20 protein-coding genes are annotated in these 20,963 nt (G+C 73.7%); 5 read left to right on the top strand and 15 right to left on the bottom strand.

Going from position 1 to position 20,963, the window contains the following annotated elements:
- Nucleotides 1-3: 3 nt before the first annotated feature.
- The 3 genes from AB8735_RS30285 to AB8735_RS30275 form a co-directional block, all read right to left on the bottom strand.
- The gene (locus tag AB8735_RS30285; RefSeq protein WP_344025604.1) at nt 4-711 is read right to left on the bottom strand and encodes a helix-turn-helix transcriptional regulator; all 708 of its coding nucleotides are present in this window, start codon (nt 709-711) and stop codon (nt 4-6) included.
- A 13-nt stretch (nt 712-724) separates the two neighbouring features.
- Nucleotides 725-940: a hypothetical protein gene (locus tag AB8735_RS30280; RefSeq protein WP_372410714.1), complete on the bottom strand. Its 216-nt coding sequence runs from the start codon at nt 938-940 to the stop codon at nt 725-727.
- A 520-nt stretch (nt 941-1,460) separates the two neighbouring features.
- The gene (locus tag AB8735_RS30275; RefSeq protein ID WP_372410712.1) at nt 1,461-2,105 is read right to left on the bottom strand and encodes a DUF4360 domain-containing protein; all 645 of its coding nucleotides are present in this window, start codon (nt 2,103-2,105) and stop codon (nt 1,461-1,463) included.
- Between the two features lie 199 nt (nt 2,106-2,304).
- Here AB8735_RS30275 and AB8735_RS30270 point away from each other — a divergent pair, with 199 nt between their 5' ends.
- Entirely contained in the window at nt 2,305-3,042 is a 738-nt protein-coding gene (locus AB8735_RS30270; protein ID WP_372410711.1) for a DUF4097 domain-containing protein, read from the top strand.
- Here the strand turns inward: AB8735_RS30270 and AB8735_RS30265 are convergent.
- Complete coding sequence (locus tag AB8735_RS30265; RefSeq protein WP_372410710.1) at nt 3,029-3,724, bottom strand: TetR/AcrR family transcriptional regulator; 696 nt, start codon at nt 3,722-3,724, stop codon at nt 3,029-3,031. The two genes, AB8735_RS30270 and AB8735_RS30265, sit on opposite strands and share 14 nt — an antisense overlap.
- A gap of 93 nt (nt 3,725-3,817) precedes the next feature.
- Between AB8735_RS30265 and AB8735_RS30260 the strand changes: the two genes are divergently transcribed.
- Nucleotides 3,818-4,744 carry a serine/threonine dehydratase gene (locus AB8735_RS30260; RefSeq protein ID WP_372410708.1) on the top strand — a complete coding sequence of 309 codons (927 nt, stop codon included), beginning with the start codon at nt 3,818-3,820 and terminating at the stop codon, nt 4,742-4,744.
- A gap of 29 nt (nt 4,745-4,773) precedes the next feature.
- Here the strand turns inward: AB8735_RS30260 and AB8735_RS30255 are convergent, their stop codons facing one another.
- The 10 genes from AB8735_RS30255 to AB8735_RS30210 all read right to left on the bottom strand — a co-directional run bounded on the left by AB8735_RS30255 (nt 4,774) and on the right by AB8735_RS30210 (nt 17,609).
- Complete coding sequence (locus AB8735_RS30255) at nt 4,774-6,276, bottom strand: RICIN domain-containing protein (RefSeq protein WP_344025592.1); 1,503 nt, start codon at nt 6,274-6,276, stop codon at nt 4,774-4,776.
- A gap of 163 nt (nt 6,277-6,439) precedes the next feature.
- Nucleotides 6,440-8,614, bottom strand: coding sequence for a 3-hydroxyacyl-CoA dehydrogenase NAD-binding domain-containing protein (locus AB8735_RS30250; protein WP_372410705.1), 2,175 nt, complete (start codon nt 8,612-8,614; stop codon nt 6,440-6,442).
- 397 nt (nt 8,615-9,011) lie between these two features.
- A complete protein-coding gene (locus AB8735_RS30245; RefSeq protein ID WP_372410703.1) occupies nt 9,012-10,226 on the bottom strand; it encodes an acetyl-CoA C-acetyltransferase in 1,215 nt (404 codons plus the stop codon).
- 29 nt (nt 10,227-10,255) lie between these two features.
- Nucleotides 10,256-11,398 (bottom strand): acyl-CoA dehydrogenase family protein, encoded by a 1,143-nt coding sequence (locus AB8735_RS30240; RefSeq protein ID WP_372410701.1) that lies wholly within the window; start codon nt 11,396-11,398, stop codon nt 10,256-10,258.
- Nucleotides 11,395-12,552 carry a CaiB/BaiF CoA transferase family protein gene (locus tag AB8735_RS30235; protein WP_372410700.1) on the bottom strand — a complete coding sequence of 386 codons (1,158 nt, stop codon included), beginning with the start codon at nt 12,550-12,552 and terminating at the stop codon, nt 11,395-11,397. The genes AB8735_RS30240 and AB8735_RS30235 overlap by 4 nt, the downstream gene beginning before the upstream one ends.
- Nucleotides 12,553-12,622: 70 nt before the next feature.
- On the bottom strand, nt 12,623-13,012 hold the full coding sequence (locus AB8735_RS30230; RefSeq protein ID WP_372410699.1) for an MmcQ/YjbR family DNA-binding protein: 390 nt from the start codon (nt 13,010-13,012) through the stop codon (nt 12,623-12,625).
- A gap of 77 nt (nt 13,013-13,089) precedes the next feature.
- Nucleotides 13,090-14,151, bottom strand: a complete 1,062-nt coding sequence (locus AB8735_RS30225) for a hypothetical protein (RefSeq protein WP_372410697.1) — start codon at nt 14,149-14,151, stop codon at nt 13,090-13,092.
- A gap of 42 nt (nt 14,152-14,193) precedes the next feature.
- Nucleotides 14,194-15,816 carry a M48 family metalloprotease gene (locus AB8735_RS30220; protein ID WP_372410696.1) on the bottom strand — a complete coding sequence of 541 codons (1,623 nt, stop codon included), beginning with the start codon at nt 15,814-15,816 and terminating at the stop codon, nt 14,194-14,196.
- A gap of 131 nt (nt 15,817-15,947) precedes the next feature.
- Nucleotides 15,948-16,877, bottom strand: a complete 930-nt coding sequence (locus tag AB8735_RS30215; protein ID WP_372410695.1) for a dihydrodipicolinate synthase family protein — start codon at nt 16,875-16,877, stop codon at nt 15,948-15,950.
- A 27-nt stretch (nt 16,878-16,904) separates the two neighbouring features.
- Complete coding sequence (locus AB8735_RS30210) at nt 16,905-17,609, bottom strand: endonuclease V (protein ID WP_372410693.1); 705 nt, start codon at nt 17,607-17,609, stop codon at nt 16,905-16,907.
- Between the two features lie 41 nt (nt 17,610-17,650).
- Between AB8735_RS30210 and AB8735_RS30205 the strand changes: the two genes are divergently transcribed.
- The 3 genes from AB8735_RS30205 to AB8735_RS30195 all read left to right on the top strand — a co-directional run bounded on the left by AB8735_RS30205 (nt 17,651) and on the right by AB8735_RS30195 (nt 19,477).
- Nucleotides 17,651-17,956 carry a YciI family protein gene (locus tag AB8735_RS30205; RefSeq protein WP_344025572.1) on the top strand — a complete coding sequence of 102 codons (306 nt, stop codon included), beginning with the start codon at nt 17,651-17,653 and terminating at the stop codon, nt 17,954-17,956.
- Nucleotides 17,957-18,054: 98 nt separating this feature from the next.
- Nucleotides 18,055-18,774, top strand: a complete 720-nt coding sequence (locus tag AB8735_RS30200; protein WP_372410691.1) for a sensor histidine kinase — start codon at nt 18,055-18,057, stop codon at nt 18,772-18,774.
- Nucleotides 18,775-19,063: 289 nt separating this feature from the next.
- On the top strand, nt 19,064-19,477 hold the full coding sequence (locus AB8735_RS30195; RefSeq protein WP_344025568.1) for an SsgA family sporulation/cell division regulator: 414 nt from the start codon (nt 19,064-19,066) through the stop codon (nt 19,475-19,477).
- A 23-nt stretch (nt 19,478-19,500) separates the two neighbouring features.
- On the opposite strand, the gene AB8735_RS30190 is transcribed toward AB8735_RS30195, so the two are convergent.
- Nucleotides 19,501-20,958, bottom strand: a complete 1,458-nt coding sequence (locus AB8735_RS30190) for a hypothetical protein (protein WP_372410690.1) — start codon at nt 20,956-20,958, stop codon at nt 19,501-19,503.
- Nucleotides 20,959-20,963 lie beyond the last annotated feature (5 nt).

Genomic DNA, 20,963 nt, shown 5'->3' with positions numbered 1-20,963 from the left:
CGTTCAGCTCGCGGCCCGCGCCTCCGCCAACGCGAGCCGGGCCCGGTCCAGTTGCTCCCGCGTCCGCGCCAGTTCGTCCCGCAGGCGGGCCACCTCGTCCGGCGGGCGCGCCCGCCCCCGGCGGAACGCGTCCGCCCGTTCCCACGCGTCCGCCCAGTCCCGCAGCCCCCGTTCCGGAACTCCCCCGCAGTGGCGGACGAAGCTCAGCAGCAGGTCCTTCCTCGGGAACCGGGTGCCGCGCAGGGCCGGGCCGAGCGTGCTGCGCGGCAGCAGGCTCACCTTGTGCCCGGCGTCCACATAGGCCCGTTCCTCCAGTTCCCGCAGGGTCGGGTTGCCGTGTTCCCGGCGCAGGTGGGCCATCGCCTGGAACAGCTCCCACGGTTCGCTGACGAACTGCGGCGGCAGCACGCCCTGCACCCGTGCGCCGGGCCCGGCCGCCACGGACCGGTCCGCCCTCGTCCACAGCCGCTTCGCCTCGCGCTCGTCTCCCCCGCAGGCGCGCGCGAACGCCCTGACCGTGCCCCACTTGGGAAGCACCTCGCCCTTCGCCGCCCGGTCCAGCGTCGACCGGGAGACCGGCAGTCCCAACTCCTCGGCGGTCCGCGCCACCTGGCTCCAGCTCTTGCCCGACCGCCGGCGCAGCGACCGCAGCCACTGCGCCAGCGTTGCGACGGGGTCGGGCTGGTCCAGGGCGCTGTTCACACGCCCCATTCCGGCCCCTCCTTCACACCCCGTCGCGGGAGAAGACGGCCGCCAGGCCGCGGACGATTTCCTTCGCCGCCACGCCGCCGGCCGTGACGGCCGTGACGACATCCTCCACGGGGACGCCGTAGGCCAGCAGGCCGGCGGTGACACCCAGAACGACCACGACGATGACGACGGCGGGGGTCGGGAGCGGTCCGCCACCGCGCGTCACGCGCAAGGGAGCGTTCTTGCTCAAGAAGATTGCCTCCTCGGCTCGTTGCCACTCGACACCGGAGCTCCCGTTCGGTTCGCCCGCGGCCTTGCAGGACCGGCGGACAGGGAGCTCCGCTCCCACCATCGGGAGCACGGACGGCCGCGACAAGGCCGCCGACGTGCGGCCGTCCCATTCCGTCCCGCTTCCCGTGGGACGGCTCCGCGGCCTTTGCCCCTGGCCAGGATCCGTACGGCCGGCCGCCGGGGCGGCCGAGGCACCGCCGGAACCCGGTTCCGCGGCGTGCTGCCCCTTGAGCCCCTGCCGGAGAGAGCGGAAATTGGTCCCTGACAGGCCCGCACCGTCCAGCGATCACCGGGAGGAGGCCGGACACGGCGGCTCGGCTGTCGCCGGACGGGCGCCGCGCCGGGCGTGAACACACCGCCCGATGCGCCTGGTTCAACGGTTCCCCGGCCGTTGCCACTCGACACCACAGGGGATCGGTCGTGCGCTGTTGCAGCGGTGCGCGGCCTCGGCGGGGCCCTTCACGGCCCCGCCCGGATCTTCAGACCGCCGGGCATCGCTTCCAGGCCAGGCGGTACCGGGCGAGCGTGTCGCTGCCGGTGTCGTTCAGCCCCAGCTCGCTGGTGGTCGTCGCGGGATCCGACGTGCCGGCGTCCACCCGCAGTTCGGTGCTGAGCGTGAGCAACCGCCGTTCGCCGCAGGGGGCGTACTCGGCCGTGCCGACGTCGTCGAAATCGGCGGTCTCCCAGACGTCGTCGTAGGGGCCGGTGAAGCGGTGGGTACGGGTCGGCCACGACGGCACCGCCTGGACGTAATGGCGGACCGTCAGCTGCCCGGTGGCCCCCTTCGCCAGCCGCGCGTATCCGGTGTGCTCCGTACCCGTGATTGCGTAGGTGAACCCCCGTGGGAACTGGACGTCCAGGGCGAGCTGACAGATCCTGCGGGCCTCCCCCGGCCTGGAGCCGACGCCCACCCGGGCGGGGGAGCTCTCGTAGGAGGTGGTGAATCCGGCGTAGTCCGGTGCCACCGCCAGCGAGGTCCGGACGCCGCAGCCCGATCCGTTGACCGTCCGCAGCTCCACCGCCACGCTGCCCGGCGGCGGTCTCTCCTCGACGGCCGTCCCGGGGGACAGCAGGGCGGCCGCGAGCGCCACGGCCGTGCCGCCGGTCATCACCGATCCCAACATGGGCCCTCCCGTTCGTCGCGTACGGGCACGCTCGCTTCATGCCACCACCGTGGAAGCGGCGTGCACAGAGCGGCACAGGCCGTTTCCGCGGGGCTTCCGGAATCCGGAACGCCGAACCGGGGGTTTTCCCCATGTCGCCGCGGCCACCCGCACCGTAGCGTTGCCACATCACACGCCACAGCCCGCCGGGGGAACATCCATGCACCGCACCGTCCGTCTTCTCGCAGCCCTGGCCGTCACCGGCACGGCAGTCGCGGGGCTGAGCGCCTGCGACGGACTGACGCCCGGCAAGACCTTCGAGGACGACGCGGCGCTGAGCGAGAGGATCACCTCGGTGCGGGTGGACAACAACTCCGGCGGCGTCCGGGTCCACGGCAGGGCGGGCCTCGGCAAGGTCACCGTCCACCGCGAAGTCGAGTACCACGACGGGCACAAGCCGGAAGGCGCCACGCACCGGGTCGAGAACGGCACCCTCGTGCTGGCGGACTGCGGGGACGAGTGTTCCGTGAGCTACACGGTCGAGGAGCCGGCCGGGGTGCCGGTGAGCGGGGAGAACAGCAGCGGCGAGATCCGGTTGTCGGACGTCGGGGCGGTGCGGGTGAAGACCTCTTCGGGCGCCATCGGTCTGGACGGGGTCACCGGGGACGTCTCCGTCGGGTCCAGCAGCGGACAGATCACCGGGCGCGGCCTCAAGGGCGGATCCGTGCGGGCGACCGCGTCCAGTGGGGAGATCGACCTGACCTCCGCCGAACCGCAGGACGTGACCGCGAAGACCTCCAGCGGACGCCTCGTCCTGACCATGCCGGACGCGCGCTACCGCGTATCGGCGGAGACGCAGAGCGGCGGCAAGGACATCGGGGTCTCCCAGGACCCGGCCGGGAAGTACCGGCTGGATCTGACCACCAGCAGCGGCGAGATCAAGGTCAGGCAGGGCTGACGGCGCCGCCCTCCGGATCCGTGCCGCCCCCCGGATCCGTGCCGCTCTCCGGATCCGCGGCGCGGATGAGCTGGCGGAGCGCGCCGTAGTAGACCTCGTGGTCCACCACGGCGGGCAGGATCGTGCCGAGGTGCCCGGTCAGTACGGGGAATTCGTCCGGGTCGAGCGCGGCCAGCGCGGTCCGGGTCGTCGCCCGGGCGGCCCCGGGGTCGCGGTGGTCGACGAAACTGGCGCTGCCCAGGGTGAGCAGATACATCCGCCGGTAGGCCGCGATGGCCTCCTCCGCACTCATCCCGGCCGCCAGGCTGTCCGCCAACTGCGGCTCCACCAGCCGCTTCAGCAGTTCGGGGCCGAGCCAGGGGCGGCCCCCGCGCAGGGCCACCAGCCCGGGGTGCGCGGTCAGCACCTCGTAGAGCGCGGTGAAGCGGGCCTCGGTGGCCCGCGCCCAGCCGGTGCCGGGCGGGATCTCCGGGAGGAGCCCGGCGAGGTGGTCGGTGACCAGGTCGAGGAGCCCGGCCAGGTCGGTGCAGCGGCGCTGCAGGGTGGCGTGCGCGACGCCGAGGCGGGCGGCGAGCGTGCGGAAGCTGAGGGCGCCGGGGCCCTGCTCGTCCACGATCCCGAGGGCGGCCTCGGCGATCCGCTCGGGCGTCGCGAGGTGGGGGGAAGCCGGAGGTCGGGGCATGGGTGCCAGCGTACGGTACGGTGTATCGGGCCATTCGATACACCGTATCGGCCGACGTATCACCCGCGACGTATCACCCGGGAGTGCACCGCAGTGGACCAGCTCACGTACGCCGACGTCACGGACGCCGCCCGCCGCATCGCCGGGCACGTCCGCCCGGTCGTCCTGGCTCCCCACGACCGGCCGGGCATCCGGCTGGCGCTGGAGTTCCTCCAGCACACGGGCTCCTTCAAGGCCCGCGGCGCGCAGAACTTCCTCCGGGCCCACCGCGAGGCCGGCGCCCTGCCCGGCGCCGGGGTGACCATCGCCTCCGGCGGCAACGCGGGCCTCGCCTGCGCCTGGGCGGCCCGGCAGGAGGGCGTGCCCGCCACCGTGTTCGTGCCGGCCACTGCCCCGGCGGTGAAGGTCGCGGGGCTGCGCGCCCTGGGCGCGGACGTGCGGCTGGTCGGCTCGGAGTACGCCGAGGCCCAGGCGGCCTGCGCGGAGTTCGCCGCGGCGTCCGGCGCGCTGTCCTCCCACGCCTATGACCACCCGCTGATAGCCGCCGGGGCCGGGACGCTGCTGGACGAGATCCGCGACGGCTTCCCCGGGCTGGACACGGTGGTCGTCGCGGTGGGCGGGGGCGGCCTGTTCGCGGGGGTGGCCACGGCCGCGCGGGAGCACGGCGTCCGGACGGTGGCGGTGGAGCCGGAAGGCTCCCGCGCGCTGCACGCCGCCGTGGCGGCGGGACGCCCGGTCCCCGTCCCGGTGGACTCGGTCGCGGCCGACGCCCTCGGGGCGCGGCAGGCCTCCGCCCTGGCCCTGGAGGCGGCCCGGCGGGGCGACGTGCACCATGTCCTGGTGCCGGACGGGGAAATCGTCCGCGCCCGGCGGCAGTTGTGGGACGGGCACCGCATCGCCGTCGAGCACGCCGGCGCCACGGCGCTGGCCGGGCTCGCCGGCTATGACGCCGCCCCGGGCGAGCGCGTCGCCGTCGTGCTGTGCGGGGCGAACACGGACCCGGGGGACCTGGTGCGCTGACGCGCCGGTGGCCCCGGTCGGCTACTCCGTCACTGCAGCTTCCACTGCATGGAGTCGAGGCCGTCCTCGGAGCCGCAGGAGGTCACCGCCAACTGGCCCTCGCCGCCGGGAGCGGTCAGGCACAGGTCATCGCGCTTGCTGCGGATCGTGTACCACCCGGGGTGGCCGGTGGTGGCGCGGAACCGCCAGAGCTGGTTGTCGGTCCCGGCGCCGTTCAGCTGGTGCGACATGGCCGTGCCGTTGGAGAAGTTGTAGTCCAGGACCCGGGAGTTGGCCCCGGTGAGGCCCTGCTGCTCGGTGTAGCGGTTCTCGATCAGGAAGTAGCCGCCGCCCTTGTCCCACAGATGCCACTGCTGGTTCTGGCCTCCCGTGGCGTGGTAGCCGTAGACGGGCGTGCCGTTGTCCTTCCCGTAGGCGTAGAGGTCGGCCAGGTTGTTGTTCCAGTTGGTCAGGGTCGTGACCTTGTCGTGGGCCGGCCGGCCGCCGCCGGAGCCCTGCAGGGAGCGGAAGACGGCGAAAGCCGCGTCGCGCCAGACCGCCGCGGCGGGGGCGTCGCCGTAGCTTCCGGAGAAGTCGCCGATCTGGGTGGGGCCGTTGTCGAAGGTGTCGCCGTTGAGGATCGGGCCGCCGCTCGCGCCGCCGGACAGATCGCTGTCGCCGGTGCAGGGGCCGCCCTTGCCCAGGAGCTGGGGCGGGTTGTCGGGACCCCAGTAGGGCTGCTTGGCGCAGGTGTGGAACTGGTTGGACTTGGCGGGTATGCCCGCGAACACCACCTGGCCCGGCAGGGAGTTGATGCCGAACTGGTAGCCGGAGGCACCGACGGCGTCCTGGACGTGGGTGCCGTTCTGGGTGTTGAGCGTCACGAACGCGGTGTCGTTGTTCTGCGGGGCGTTGGTGAAGTCGCCGACGACGCCGACGGCCCGGTACGTCCACTTCCCGTACGGGGCGTGCTCGGTGCCGTTGGAGTCCTTGGAGTAGCCCGGGGTGAACTCGTACTCCGCCTTGGGGTTGACCCGGCCCTGGTCGTCGTGGGGGATGCAGTGCCGTGCGGTGGCGATGGTGTCCTTGCTGTCACTGGTGATCACATTGCCGGTGCACAGGCTGATGATCCATATGCCGGGTCTGTTCTCGTCGGGCCAGGCGATGCGGATGCGGCCGGTGGTGGCGCGCAGCCCGGTGTCGCCCGCGGAGCCGGCCGCGAACCGGCTCTTCCCCTTCTGCCGGGGCGCGGTGGCGGGGGCCTTCATGGTGTGGCCGGCGGTCGGCGTCTTCGTCCCCGGGCGCTCGGCCTTCGGCTTCCAGTCGCGCAGTTCCCCCTTGAACTGGCGGAAGGTGCCGTCCTTGTCGTGCCGGGTCCAGAAGGCACGCTGCTGGGCATCGGTGGCCGTGGCCCGGGCGTAGGCGCCGCCGTCCGCCGTCCGCGGCACGGACGGGGCGGGAGCGGCCGGGGTCACGGCGTAGGCCTGGGCGGCCGGGAGGCCGACGGCCAGACTCGCGGCGGCGAGGGTCAGGGCGATGGCATGTCTGCGCAACGGATACTCCGTATACATGGCAGGTGCAGATGACCTCCGGAGCGTAGACACCATTGATCGACAGTCGATTGACGGCTGGTCAATGGCCCATCCGCGGTGGCATGACAGGGCCCCCCGAACCGGATGGAGCCCGGTTCGGGGGGCCCTGTGCCGGACTGTCGGCTCAGTCCCGGAAGAACTCCCCCTTCTCCGCCTTCTCCCGCAGCAGCGGGGACGGCGCGAACCGCTCGCCGTACGCCGCCCGCAGTTCCTCGGCCCGGGCGACGAAGCCCGCCGGGCCGCCCTCGTAGCCGTTGATGTACTGGAGCGCGCCGCCGGTCCAGCCGGGGAAGCCGATGCCCAGCAGGGAGCCGACGTTGGCGTCCGCGACGGAGGTCAGGACGCCCTCCTCCAGGCAGCGCACCGTGTCCAGGGCCTCGGCGAAGAGCATGCGCTCCTTCAGGTCCTCGAAGGGGATCTCCCCGGGGGCGAGGTCCTTCCCGAAGTGCTCGGCCAGCCCCGGCCAGAGCCCGGCCCGGCGGCCGTCCACGTACTCGTAGAAGCCTGCGCCGCCGCTGCGGCCCGGGCGGCCGAACTCGTCGACCATCCGGTCGATCACCGCGTCCGCGGGGTGCGGGGCCCAGGTGCCGCCGGCCGCCTCGACGGCGCGCCGCGTCTCCTCGCGGATCTTCCGGGGCAGGGTGAGGGTGAGCTCGTCCATCAGCGACAGCACCTTGGCCGGGTATCCGGCCTGCGCGGCGGCCTGTTCCACGGACGCGGCGGGGATGCCCTCGCCGACCATCGCGACGCCCTCGGTGATGAAGCGGCCGATGACGCGCGAGGTGAAGAAGCCGCGCGAGTCGTTGACGACGATGGGCGTCTTGCGGATCTGGCGCACCAGGTCGAAGGCGCGGGCCAGGGCCTCGTCGCCGGTCCGCTCCCCCTTGATGATCTCCACCAGCGGCATCTTGTCGACGGGCGAGAAGAAGTGCAGGCCGACGAAGTCGACGGGCCGTTCGACGCCCTCGGCGAGCAGGGTGATGGGGAGGGTGGAGGTGTTGGAGCACAGCAGCGCGTCCGGCGCGACGACGTGCTGGATCTCCTGGAACACCTGGTGCTTGAGCGCCGGGTCCTCGAAGACCGCCTCGATGACGGCGTCGCAGCCGGCCAGGTCTGCGGCGTCCGCGGTGGGCGTGATGCGGGCGAGGAGCTCGTCGCGCTTCCGCTCGGTCGTCCGTCCCTTGGCCAGCGCCTTGGCGAGCAGTCCCTCCGCGTACGCCTTGCCCTTGCGGGCGTTGTCCGCCGTGACGTCCTTGAGGACGACCTCGATGCCCGCCCTGGCGCAGGCGTAGGCGATGCCGGCGCCCATCATGCCCGCGCCGAGGACCGCCACCCTGCGCACCGTGCGCGGCTCGGGGCCGGAGGGGCGGCTGCGGCCCGCGTTGACGGCCTGGAGGTCGAAGAAGAACCCCTGGATCATGTTCTTGGCCGTCTGTCCGGTCGCCAGCTCGACGAAGTACCGCGACTCGATGGTGGAGGCCGTCTCGAAGTCGAGCGACGCGCCCTCGACGGCGGCCGCGAGGACGGCGCGCGGCGCCGGGTAGGGGGCGCCCGCCGTCTGCTTGCGCACCGTGGCCGGGAAGGCGGGGAGGTTGGCGGCGAGCTTGGGGTGGGACGGGGTGCCGCCCGGCATCCGATAGCCCTCGGTGTCCCAGGGCTGCCGGGACTCGAGGTGCGCGTCGATGAACGCCCGGGCCTTTTCGAGGAGTTCCTCCGGGGTGTCGGCGACCTCGTGCACCAGCCCCGCGTCCAGGGCGGCCCGCGGGGGGTACTGCGTGCCCTGGACGAGGACCTTCAGCAGCGCGTCGGTGACGCCGAGGAGGCGCACGGTGCGGGTGACGCCGCCCCCGCCCGGGAGCAGGCCGAGGGTGACCTCGGGTAGGCCGATCTTCGAACCCTTCGCGTCGAGGGCGACGCGGTGGTGGCAGGCGAGGGCGATCTCGTAACCGCCGCCGAGGGCGGAGCCGTTGACCGCGGCGACGACGGGGATGCCGAGGGTCTCGATGCGGCGGAGGTCGCGCTTGACCGCCTCTACGGCGGTGAACGCGGCCTCGGCGTCCTCCGGGCGGATCGCGATCAGCTCGCGGAGGTCGCCGCCGGCGAAGAAGGTCTTCTTGGCGGAGGTGATGACGACGCCGCGGATGGCTTCCTTCTCGGCGGTGAGGCGGTCGGCCACCGTGGCCAGGGACGTCTGGAAGTCCCGGTTCATGGTGTTGGCGGACTGGTTGGGGTCGTCGAGGGTGAGGGTGACGATGCCGGTGTCGTCCTGGGTCCAGGTGATGGTGTTGGTGGTGGTCACGTTGCTCGTCTCCGTTGCTGCTGTGCGGGTGGTACGGGGTGGGGTGTTGTGCCCCGGGCCCGCCCTTTCACCGTTTCTTCCGGGGCAAGCCCCGGGGCCCGTAACGCGGCTGCGCCGCGTTTACCGGGGGCTTCGCCCCCTGGACCCCTGACCGGGGCTGTGCCCCTGGACCCCGGAGCGCCCTGCGGGCTCGCCCGGAGGGGGCACACCCCCGGTCCTCAAACGCCGGACGGGCTGACTCGGGGGTCCAGGGGGCGGAGCCCCCGGTGGGGTGCAGGGGCGAAGCTCCGCCCACCGCGCGGAGCGCGGTGCCGGGTCCGGGGCTTGCCCCGGGTGGGGGCACCCCCTCTGGGGGAGGTGAAAGGGCGGGGCGGGGAGAGAAAACCGCCTCCGGCGGTCAGACCCGCTCGACCACCGTCGCCACCCCCATCCCCCCGCCCACGCACAACGTCACCAGCCCGAACCGCCCACCCGTCCGCTCCAGTTCATCAACGACCGTCCCCAGCAACATCGCCCCCGTGGCCCCCAGCGGATGCCCCAGCGCGATCGCACCACCGTTCACATTCACCCGCTCCACATCCACCCCCATCTCGTCCACGAACCGCAGCACCACCGCCGCGAACGCCTCGTTGATCTCGACGAGATCGATGTCGTCGATCGTCAGCCCCGCCTTCGCGAGCGCCTTGCGCGTCGCCGGTGCCGGGCCGGTGAGCATGATGGTCGGCTCGGAGCCGGAGACGGCCGCGGAGACGATCCGGGCCCGCGGCACGAGCCCGTACCGCTCGCCCACCTCCCGGTTGCCGATCGCGACGAGCGAGGCGCCGTCGACGATCCCGGAGGAGTTCCCCGCGTGGTGCACGTGGTCGATCTTCTCCACCCAGTGGTACTTCTGCAGCGCCACCGCGTCGAACCCGCCCGCCTCGCCGATCGCCGCGAAGGACGGCTTGAGACCGGCCAGGGTCTCCGGCGTCGTCCCGGGCCGCAGATGCTCGTCCCGGTCGAGGACGACGAGCCCGGCCCGGTCGTGCACGGGCACGACGGAGCGGTCGAAGCGCCCCTCCTTCCAGGCCGTCGCGGCCCGCTCCTGCGAGCGCGCGGCGAAGGCGTCGACGTCGTGGCGGCCGTAGCCGCCGATTGTCGCGATGAGGTCCGCCCCGATGCCCTGCGGGACGAAGCCCGTCGCGAAGTTGGTCATCGGGTCGCCGAACCAGGCACCGCCGTCGGACGCCATCGGCACCCGGGACATCGACTCGACGCCTCCGGCGAGGACCAGGTCCTCCCAGCCCGAACGCACCTTGGCCGCGGCCAGGTTGACGGCCTCCAGGCCCGAGGCACAGAAGCGGTTCTCCTGGACGCCGGCGACGGTGTCGGGGAGCCCGGCCGCGATGGCGGCGATCCGGGCGATGTCGGAGCCCTGCTCGCCGACGGGGCTGACGACGCCGAGCACGATGTCGTCGACCGCCGCCGGGTCCAGCCCGGGGAAGCGGCGCCGCAGCTCGTGGATCAGATCCACGACGAGGTCGATGGGCTTGGTGCCGTGCAGGGAGCCGTTGGCCTTGCCGCGCCCGCGCGGGGTGCGGATGGCGTCGTAGACGTACGCTTCGGTGCTCAAGTCAGCAGCCTTCCTGGTGAGTAACGGGGTCAGGCCAGCAGCGCACGGCCGATGATCTCCTTCATGATCTCGGTCGTGCCGCCGTAGATCGTCTGGACCCGGCCGTCGGTGAACGCCCGGGCGACCGGGTACTCGGCCATGTACCCGTACCCGCCGTGGAGTTGCAGGCAGCGGTCGGCCACCCGCTTGTAGAGCTCGGTGGCCCACCACTTGGCCATCGAGGCGTGGACGGCGTCGAGTTCGCCCGCGCCGTGGTCGGCGATGCAGCGGTCGACGAAGGTCCGGGTGACCGCGCACTCCGTGGCCATCTCGGCGATCTCGAAGCGGATGTGCTGGAAGCGGGAGATCGGCCCGCCGAACGCCTCGCGCTCCTTCACATAGCGCTTGGTGGCCTCCAGGAGGTGCTCGGCCGCGGCGGCGGACCCGACGGCGATGGTCAGCCGCTCCTGCGGCAGGTTGGCCATCAGATGGCCGAACGCGCCGTGCAGCTCGCCGAGCAGGTTCTCCTTGGGCACGCGGACGTCGCGGAAGAACAACTCGGCGGTGTCCTGCGCCTTCTGGCCGATCTTGTCCAGGTTGCGCCCGCGCTCGAAGCCCTCGGCCCCCCGCTCGACGACGAACAGGCTCAGCCCCTTGGCCCCGCCCTCCGGGGTGGTCCGGGCGACGACGACCACCAGGTCGGCGAGGATGCCGTTGGAGATGAAGGTCTTGGAGCCGTTGAGCACCCAGTGGTCGCCCTTGTCGACGGCGGACGTCCTGATGCCCTGGAGGTCGGAGCCGGCGCCCGGTTCGGTCATGGCGACGGCGGAGACGGTCTCGCCGCTGCAGAAGCCGGGCAGCCAGCGCCGCTTCTGCTCCTCGGCGGCCAGCGACGTCAGGTACGGGCCGATGATGTCGTTGTGCAGGGGGACGGCGAAACCGGCGGCCCCGGCCCGGGCGAACTCCTCGGCCAGAACGGCGCTGTGGCGGAAGTCGGCGGTGCCCCCGCCGCCGTACTCCTCGGGCACGGCGAGGCCGAGGAGGCCCTGCCGCCCGGCGGCCCGCCACGCCTCGCGCGAGACGATGCCGTCCCTCTCCCACTGCTCGCGGTGCGGGGTGAACTCCCGCTCCAGGAAGGTCCGTACGGTGGCGCGGAAGGCTTCGTGCCCGTCGTCGAAGAGCTGACGTTTCATGATCGCTGACCTTTCGGGTCGAGCCGGGGCACGTCCCAGTCGCGGGCCACCTCCGCGGTGTGCGCGCCCGGCAGCGCGGGCGGGCGGCGCAGGCCGGCCGGGGTGGCGGAGAAGCGCGGCGCGGGGGCGGGCTGGACGGTGCCGTCGTGGCGGGTGAAGGTGGAACGGGCGGCGAGGTGCGGATGGTCCGGCGCCTCGCGCAGGGACAGCACAGGCGCCACGCAGGCGTCCGAGCCCTCGAAGACCTCCGTCCACTCGGCGCGGGTGCGCCGCCGGAACCGCGCGGCGACGGCATCCCTCAGCTCGCCCCAGCGGCCGGGGTCGTCACGGGCCGCGGCCGCCTCCTCCGGCAGGCCCAGCAGCCGGGCGAACTCGGCGTAGAAGCGCGGCTCCAGGGCTCCGACGGCCATGTGGCCGCCGTCGGCGGTGGCATACGTTCCATAGAACGGCGCCCCGCCGTCCAGCAGGTTGGCCCCGCGGCGGTCCTGCCAGCTCCCCGCCGCCAGCATCCCGTGGATCATCGCGGTCAGATGCGCGGTGCCGTCGACGATCGCCGCGTCGACCACCTGGCCCGCGCCGGTGTCCCGGGCGTGCCGCAGTGCGGCGAGGATCCCGATGACGAGGTAGAGGGAGCCGCCCGCGTAGTCGCCCAGCAGATTGGCGGGGGCGTACGGCGGTCCGTCGGCCGCGCCCGTCAGTCCGAGGGCGCCGGTGACGGCGATGTAGCCGATGTCGTGCCCGGCGGCGCCGGCCAGCGGGCCCTCCTGCCCCCAGCCGGTCATCCGCCCGTACACCAGGCGGGGGTTGCGGGCCAGACAGGCCTCCGGCCCGACGCCGAGCCGCTCGGCGACGCCGGGCCGGTAGCCCTCCAGGAGCACGTCCGCGCGCTCGACGAGTCCGAGGACCGTCTCCGGCCCTTCACTGCTCTTGAGGTCGACGAGGACGGAGCGCTTGTTGCGGTTGGTGAGGTCGTGCCGGGGGTCGATGCCCAGTCCGGGCCCGCCGGGGCGGTCCACCCGGACGACGTCGGCGCCCAGGTCGCCCAGGAGCATGGCGGCGAAGGGGCCGGGGCCGATGCCGGCGAGCTCGACGACTCGCAGTCCCGCGAGGGGGCCGCCGCCCGCTGTGTGCTCCTGCTCCGCCAATGCGCTCACACCCTTGTATGACAAGGCCGCTGTAACACCCGCGATGTTAAGAACGTGTTCCAGTTTCCACAAGCCCCGCTCAGGTGACCGTATTTGACGGCCTGGCGTCCAGCTCGGCGACCAGCCTCTTCGGGGCGACGGTGCGGTAGCTCTCCTCGACCCAGTCGCAGAGCAGCTCCACCGGGGCGCCCTCCCCGTGCAGCGGCACGGACACCCAGCCGTGCGGACCGAGCCCGTACCCCGTGGGCTCGGCACCCGGCACGGCGAGGGCGTGGCCGTGGATCTCGTCGTCCGTGAGCTTGACCGTCATGCCGGGCGTCTCCTCGTCCCCCTCGGTGCCGAGGAAGACGAAGATCTTCTTGTTGACCTTGACGACGGCGCTGTCCCCCCAGGGGAATTCCTCGACTGCGCCGGGGAGGGAGAGGGCGAAGGAGCGGATTGTGGCACGGCTGGTGGCGCTGTTGTGCATGTGCCACACGGTAGAGGGTGAGGGCTCCGGGGAGGAGGCCCCGCCCCGGAGCCGCCACAGCCTCGCCGGCCGGGGCGTCAGCGGCCGTTACGGAGTGCCCCGGAGCCGAGGATCGACGCGTCGCGGTAGAGGCAGTAGGCCTCCGCCTCCTTGGTCGGGTAGTGGGTCCACGGCACGGCCGCCACATAGCCGTCCACCCGCCGGAACTGCTCCACGGCCTCCGCCCAGCGCTCCTGCTTGGCCAGGACGTACGCCAGCATGTGCCGTGCGTCCGCCAGCCGGGGGTGGTCCGGACGGCAGGCCGCCACGTCCATCAGCGCGGCGTCGACCATGGCGGTGAGGTCCACCGAGCGGAAGGCGACGTCCGGGGCGTCCGCGTCGAGGTGGTCGTACCAGTGCTGGAGCGGGAGCATGGTCATCAGGTTGCCGGGCGGTGCCGTGCGCGCCGTCCCCCACGCGAACTCGCGCACCAGCTCCTCGGATCCGCGCCACCTCGGGTACCAGTACAGGAGAGCGGAGGCGTGGGCGTCGAAGTGGTACGGCGCGCGCGAGACGATCTCGGCCCACAGCTCCCGCATCATGTCGTGCGACGCGCCCGTGGCCTTGTACAGCGGTATCTGGGCGACATAGGGAGTGGGGTCCTCCGGCGCGGCCAGGGCCACGGCGCGGTCGAGGTCGTCGCGGGCCTCGTCCAGCACCCGGTGGAAGCCCATGAACTGCTCGGCCGTGGTGTCCTTGGCATAGGCCGTGCCACGGATGTCCCACGCCACGAAGATCCTCGCCTCCGCCTTGACGACGGCCGCGCCCGGGTCGTCGGGGCGCGCGGCCTCCCAGTCCCGGAGCCAGGCGTCGTCCTTCGACGCCGCGTTGGCGATGATCCCGACGAGTGCGGAACGCCGCTCCCAGTCGGTGCCCGTGGCGTCGAGCGCCCGCGCGGCGGGCTCCCAGTCGCCCCGGGCGAGAGCCGCCTCGATGGCGTCGGCCTCGGGGTCCGCGAAGGACCGCCCCGTGTTCTGGCGCTCCGGCGGCAGCCATCCCGCAGCGGCGAGTTGGGCGGCGGACGGTGCGGCGGACGCGCGCCGCTTTCTCCTGATCCAGAGGAAGACGGACACCGCGATGATGATGAGGGACAGCAGCATGCCTGAAGAGAATCCGATCGAGAAACAGGGATAGGGAAAAGTTCAGAGGGCGGACGAGCGCAGCAGTTCGCGCAGCGGTGCTGTGTCGGGGACGTCCCCGACCGCCGGCCGTACCGCGGCCGCCACCGCCTCGGCGGTCTCCCGGCCGTCCGGCAGCAGCAGTCGCGCCGGCTCCGCCCAGGACAGCTCCCAGCGGGCCGCCGCCGTCTCGGTCAGGGCGAGTTCGGTCAGGCCGTACAGCCCGGAGTGCAGCGCGGGGCGCAGGAACTCCCGGGCGGCCCTGCCCCGGGCCCGCGCGGCCTCCGGTGATGTGGGCAGGTGGCCGGCGATCCGCCACAGCGAACCCGCGTCGACGGCGTCGAGGAACGCCGTCAGGTCCGCCGTGGCGCTCGCCGGGGACGCCGGGCCCTCCGCCGCCAGCGCCTCCCGCAGCGGGCGCGCTCCCTCCATCGCCCGCGCGTGCAGGGTCCGGTGCGTCAACTCCCGCCATTCCACCCGCTCCAGGGCCAGCGTCTCCGGGGTGAGGACGGCTGTCTCCAGCTCGGCCAGGACCCGGTCGGCATCGTGCAGCAGCGCGAGCGCGGGCCCGGCCGGGGCGGCCGCAGGGCCGTCGTCGGGCAGCGTCCCGATCAGGCGGATCCGGTCGGCGGGCGCCGGGTGGGTGTCGTACGAGGAGAGGGCACCGGCCGGTGGTTCGTTCCGCAGCGTCGCCAGGTCCTCCTGGCGCTCCGGGGCCGTGAGCAGTCTGCGCAGGCCGCCGAAGACCTCGCCGCGCGGCGGGAGAAGGCCCGCCGGGACGCCCATCGTCGCGTAGCGGCTCATATAGAAGTCGTGGGCCGTGTCGAGCACGGCCATCTCCCGGAGCGCCGACGCGGTGGCGTCCCGTCCGGCGATCCGCGCCGCCGTCCGGTCGGCGGCGAGCTCCTGCGCCCGGCCGGCGCCGTGGGTGGCCCGCAGACAGAACCGGGCGTACGCGAGGAAGGGCTTGGCCGCCATCCGGTAGGTGGCCCCGGCCCGGCCGGTGCTCACCTCCTTCGCCCCGCGGCCCTCGGCGACCGCGGCGGCGGCCTTCTCCCGGCGGGAGCGCTTCTTGTCGATCCGCTTCCGCTCCTGCTCCTGGAACGCCTCCACGGTTCGCAGCACGCCGTCACGGCCGCGGTGGGTGAGGCCGGCGAGCCGGGTGTCGGTGTTGCCGTAGTGGGCGAGCTCATGGGCGAGCACGGCGTGCAGCTGCGCTTCGGTGAGCCCGGTCAGCAGCGGAACGCCGATGTAGAGCCGGCGCGGGCCGGGCAGCAGGCCGAGCAGCCGGGTGTCCTCGGAGACGCCCGCGTTCGCGTCCCCGGTGAGGAGGATCGCGTCGGGCGCGCGGGTGCCGACCCGCTCGGCCAGCGAGCGGACGGTCCGCCACAGTCCGGGCTGCTCGCTCTCGCCGAGCGGCAGTCCTACGGCGTCGGCGCGGCCCGGCCTGCCGAGCAGGAAGGTGCTCCGCACGACCGGCACTCCGAGCAGCACGGACAGGATCGTCACGGTGACCGCTACGGCGGGCGGCGCCCAGGTCCACGCCGCGATGCCGGCGCCGAGGAGGGTGCCGAGCACGGCCAGGGTGAGCAGATGGAATCCGGCCAGCAGGGCGAAGGCCCGGAGGGCGCGCAGAGAGGTGCCCACAGGGCGAGGTCCCCCAGCTGAAGAGTCGGCGAAGCAACAACCAGGGGATCATATGTGCGATTGGGGTGGGAGTGGGTGGAATTTCGCCGGACGCCGAACAGCGTCGGATCACCCCGCCCGGCGCACACTCCTCAGAGCAGCCCCGCCCCCACCAGCAACTCCCGCACCGCCCCCACCCCTTCCTCCCCCAGCGCCGTCAACGGCGGCGCCGTCGCCGCGCAGTCGATCACGCCGAGCAGCCGCAGCGCCGCCTTGAACCCCCCGATCGCGGACGCCGTCCCGCTCATCCCGCTTCCCGCCTCCACCAGCGCGAACAAGGCCGCCAGCCGGTCCTGTTCGGCCACGGCCGCCTTCCAGTCGCCCGTCCGCGCGAGCTCGTACACCCGCGTGTACCCGGCCGGGTCCACGTTCCCCAGCCCCGCCACAACCCCGTCCGCCCCCATCAGCAGGGCCGCGTCCACCGTCAGTTCGGAGCCGGTGAGGACGGAGAAGACGGACTCCAGCCCGCGCCGGTGGCGCTCGACGAGCAGCCGGCGCAGGGCGTTGGTGTCGCCGCTGCTGTCCTTGAGGCCGATCAGGGTGCCTTCCGCGGCGAGGGACAGCAGCATGTCGCCGGGCAGCTTGCTGTGGACGCAGGGCGGGATGTCGTAGGCGAGCAGCGGCAGCCCGGCGCCGTCCCGTACCCGGCGGAAGTGGGCCGCGGTCTCCTCGGGGTGCACCCCGCTGTAGAACGGCGCGGTGGCGACGAGGACGTCCGCCCCTGTCTCCGCCGCGTCGCGCGCGTGCTCCAGCACCCGCGGGGTGGTCATGTCGATGACCCCGGCGAGCACGGGCACGCGTCCGCCCGCCGCGTCGACGACGGTCCGTACGACCGTGCGCCGCTGCCCGGCGGTCAGATGGGCCGTCTCGCCGCTGGTCCCGAGGGCGAAGAGCGCGGAGGCGCCGCCCGCGAGCAGGTGCTCGACGAGGCGGCGCAGGGAGGCGGTGTCGATCTCACCGCCGGGGGTGAAGGGCGTGCACAGGGGCGGGACGAAGCCGGAGAGTCGCACAGGGGCCTCCACAGGAGTAGGCAGCGGGCACGCCCGTTCCTACCCGTCCGTCACCGCATCCGCCAGAGCCCGTCGGCACAGTGCGTCCGCCCGCCGCGTCGTCTCCGGCAGCCGGAAGTCCCGGGCCAGGGCGAGGACATGGTCGCAGGCCCGGTCCAGGCTCACCCGGTGGCCCACGGAGACGAACACCGGCTTGACGCCGGTCCGGGTGCGCAGGGCCCGGCCCACCTCCTCGTCCCCGTCCAGCAGCGGCGAGGCGTCGCCCCGGTCCGGGCCGGGCGGCGCGTAGTGGAAGGTGAAGGGGTTCTTGGCGACGCCGATCGTGGGCAGCCCGGTCAGCACGCCCAGATGGGCGGCGAGGCCGAAGCGGCGCGGGTGGGCGAGCCCGTACCCGTCGCAGACCACCAGGCCGGGCTCGGCGCCGAGGCGGCGCAGCGCGGTGAGCACGGCCGGGATCTCGCGGAAGGCGAGCAGGCCGGGCACATAGGGGAAGGCGACCCGGCCGACGGCGGTGGCCTCGGCCACCACGTCGAGGGTGCGCGCGTCGAGCGCGACGGCGGCCGCGGCGACGAGGTCCCGCTCGTCGTCGTAGGCGACGTCGACGCCGACGGCGGTGAGCGGCGCGCCGGGCGGCGGCCCCGGCTCGTCCAGGACGACGCGCGTGCGCAGGTCGAGCTGGACGGCGAGCGCCTGCCGCTCCGTGGTGGGCCAGTCGGGGGGCAGTTCATCGGACGTGTGGTTCATGACGCGGCCACGGTACGGGGCGGGCCCGTAGCCTGTCGATCATGTTCGTACTGGAGCTGACCTACATCGCGCCCCTCGAGCGCGTGGAAGCCGCGCACGCGGAGCATGTCGCCTGGCTGGACGCGCACTACGCGTCCGGGCTGTTCCTGGCCTCCGGCCGGAAGGTGCCGCGCGACGGCGGGGTGATCCTCGCGGCCGGCGTGGACCGGGAGAAGATCGAGGAGATCACGCGGAGCGATCCGTTCACGGTGGCGGGGGTGTGCGAGTACTCGATCACCGAGTTCGTCCCGACGAAGACGGCGCCGGCCCTGGAGACGTACCGCCAGGAGCGGCCGCCGCCGGCCTGACGCCGGACGGTTCGGTGGTACAAGTTTCATCCTTTCGGCCGGGGGCTCTGGCCGACCGGCCGATCCCGGGCCGGTGACCGGGCCCCCAGCATGGGTCCATGAACCGACTGCGCCCGCGCCTCTCCCCTCTGACAGCGGCGTTCTGCGGCGCGCGGCGCCGGGACGCGGAGCGGGCGAGGGCCGCGGCCGCCGTCCGGGAGGCCGAACGGCTGCGGCTGGCGGGCGAGTTGCACGATTTCGTGGCCCATCAGGTGGCCGCGATGACGCTGCTGGCGAAGGCGGCCGGTACGGTGACGCCGGACGAGAGGGCGGCCGCACCGTTGCGCGACATCCAGCGCGCCGGCGACGAGGCGCTGGCCACGGCCCGCCGGCTGCTGCGGGTCCTGGGCCAGGACCGGCCGCACCGCACCCCGCTCCACGGCCTGGACCGGGTGCGCGAGCTGGCCGAGGACTTCCGTCGCGCGCACCCGGACACCCGGGTGGAGCTGTGGGTGGACCCGGATCTCGGCGCGGAGCCGGTGCCGGGGCTGGCGGCCTCGGTGCACCGGATCGTCGCCGAGGCGCTGGCGAACTCGGCGCGGCACTGTCCCGGCGCGCGGGCGGTCGCGGTCTCGCTCCGGCGGTCGGCGGGGCAGGTGTCCGTGTCGGTGCGCGACGAGTGCGCCGAAGCGCCTGCCGTGCCTCGGCGCGCCCCCGGGGGCGAGAGCGGGCTGGGACTGGTCGGGATCGCCGAACGGGCGGACGCGATCGGCGGCTCCCTGACGGCGGGACCGGTGCCGGGGGGATGGGAGGTGCTGGCGGTGCTGCCGGTGCACTGAAGGAGCGGCGGAACTGTGCGGTGCGGGGCGGGCGTTGGGGAGGGAGCCCCTTCGGACGGGAGGGGTGGGCGCGGCGGCGGGGCACCTAAGACGGCTATGCCATAAACCCTTGGCACTTGGCGTGTTTGCTTCACATCCATAGGCACAGAGGCCGAATGCCGGGTTTTCCCAAGGGCCGTGACGCATATCACTCCCAATTCCTGCACTGAGGCCGTCGATCCGCCGTCTCCCACTGCGTAGAGCCCCGGGTCCCACCGCCCGTCGGCAACCAACCGCAAGGGAGCAGGCGTTGTCCCCTGTCATCGACCAGGCCGTCCAGGCGCAGCTCATCGCGTCCTCCCCCCGCCCCCGCCCGATCCCCGCCCATCTGCGCTACGAGCGCGCCGACCCCTTCGCCGTGCACATCGCCTTCCCCCCGGCCGCCTCGCTCGACGGCGCCGAGGTCGAGTGGGCGTTCGCGCGCGAACTGCTGGCCGGCGGGCTGCTGTCGCCCTCGGGCGGCGGCGACGTCCGGGTGTGGCCGTGCGGCCCGGACCGCACGGTCCTGGAGTTCCACGCCCCCGAGGGAGTCGCGATGATCCAGATCGACACCGAGGAGCTGCGCGGCTTCCTCGCCCGCTCGTACGCGCTGGTGCCGGTGGGCGGTGAGACCGGCTTCCTGGATCTGGACGGCGATGTCGAGGCGCTGTTGCGGCAGATCTGAATACCGACCGGTCGGAAGGGAGTTCAGGGTTTGTCCTTGAAGGGCGTGCGGGGGATGTACGCGAGCCAGTCGGTGCCCGGGAGACGGTGGGGTCTCCAGTTACGGGCGTACGGCGGCAGATAGGGGTCGCCGGGGTCGTAGAGCAGGGCGACGGGCTCGGACGCGGCGGCCCGGACGATGTCGGCGGTGGTGGCGGAGCGGTTGTTGCCCATGGTCTGGGCCGAGGCGCAGCCCGCCTCGTAGCCGACGGGCTGCGCGCGCGGCCCGGTGACCAGGCAGGGGGCGGCCAGCCCGAGGCGGCCGAGCTCCCGGGCGGCGCGGCGGTAGCGCACGGTGGTGTCCCGGGCGTCCGCCGTGTTCGCCCGCAGTTCCTTCGCCTGGACGGCGAGGTGGCCGGCGAAGGCGGCGCACAGCAGCAGGGCGACGGCGCGGCGGGGGACGGACGGCCGGGCCGTCCGTACGGCGCGGACGGCGAGGTCGGCGACGGGCAGCGCGAGGAGGGCGTAGGCGGGCAGCAGGAAGCGCGGGGCCGCGTAGTCGAGCAGCAGGAGGTACGGGAGGGCGAGCAGGAGCGCACAGGCGACGGGGAGATGGACGGTGGCCGCGCCGGTGCGGCGGCGGGCGGCGAGGACGCAGGCGACGGCGGCGAGCGCGGGGAGCAGCAGCCACCACAGCGTGTGGGCGATCGGCGGGGCGGCGATGTGGCAGGGGCGGCAGAGCTGAGGCCCGTCGAGGCTGCGGTAGGCGGCCCGCAGCCCGCCGCCGAGGTGGGCGCCCATGCCGCCCTCGGTGTCGCCGGCGACGCGGAGCCGGGGGCCGATGCCGCCGAACCGCGCGTACGCCTCGGCCGCCCACTGGGCGCCGCCCAGGGCGGGCCCGCCGAGGACGGCGGCGACGGTGCCGGGCCGCCGCCACTCCCGCACCGCCGCGCAGGCGGCCAGCATCGGCAGGGCGAGCCAGACGCCGTCGTGCGCACGGAAGAGGGTGGCGGCGGCGAGGGTGCCGGTGAGCCAGGTGAGCGCCGCGGCGCGGCCGGGCTCCCGCCGGGCGCGCAGGAACCAGCCGACGGCCGCGACCGCGGCGAGCGCCACCCAGAGGTTGGGCATCGCCTGCGGGCCGTAGAGCACGGTGGTCCACAGCGTGCAGAACAGCAGGGCCGCGAGGGCGGCGCGGCCCCGGGAGAGCAGCGGCTCCCACACCCGGTACGCGGCGAACAGCGCGGCCGAGGACAGCAGGACGAGCGTCACGCGCAGCGCCGCCACCGAGGGGGTGACGTCGACGACGGGCGCGACGAGGAGGCTGATGCCGCGCGACCTGGGGGCGCTGAAGAAGGCGGCGGGGCGGTGGGGATCGGTCTGCGAGAGGTAGACGGTCTCGTCCCAGCCGAGGTCCATGTGCGCGACCGCGTAGCACAGTTGGAGAACGGCGAACGCGAGGGCGACGGCCGGGAGGTACGCGCGCGGGGCGCGGGCGGAGACCATGGTCT

Origin of the sequence: Streptomyces luteireticuli (assembly GCF_041519305.1) — a bacterium.
GTDB classification, from domain to species: domain Bacteria; phylum Actinomycetota; class Actinomycetes; order Streptomycetales; family Streptomycetaceae; genus Streptomyces; species Streptomyces luteireticuli.
This window is presented reverse-complemented; position numbering and strand designations above follow the sequence as displayed.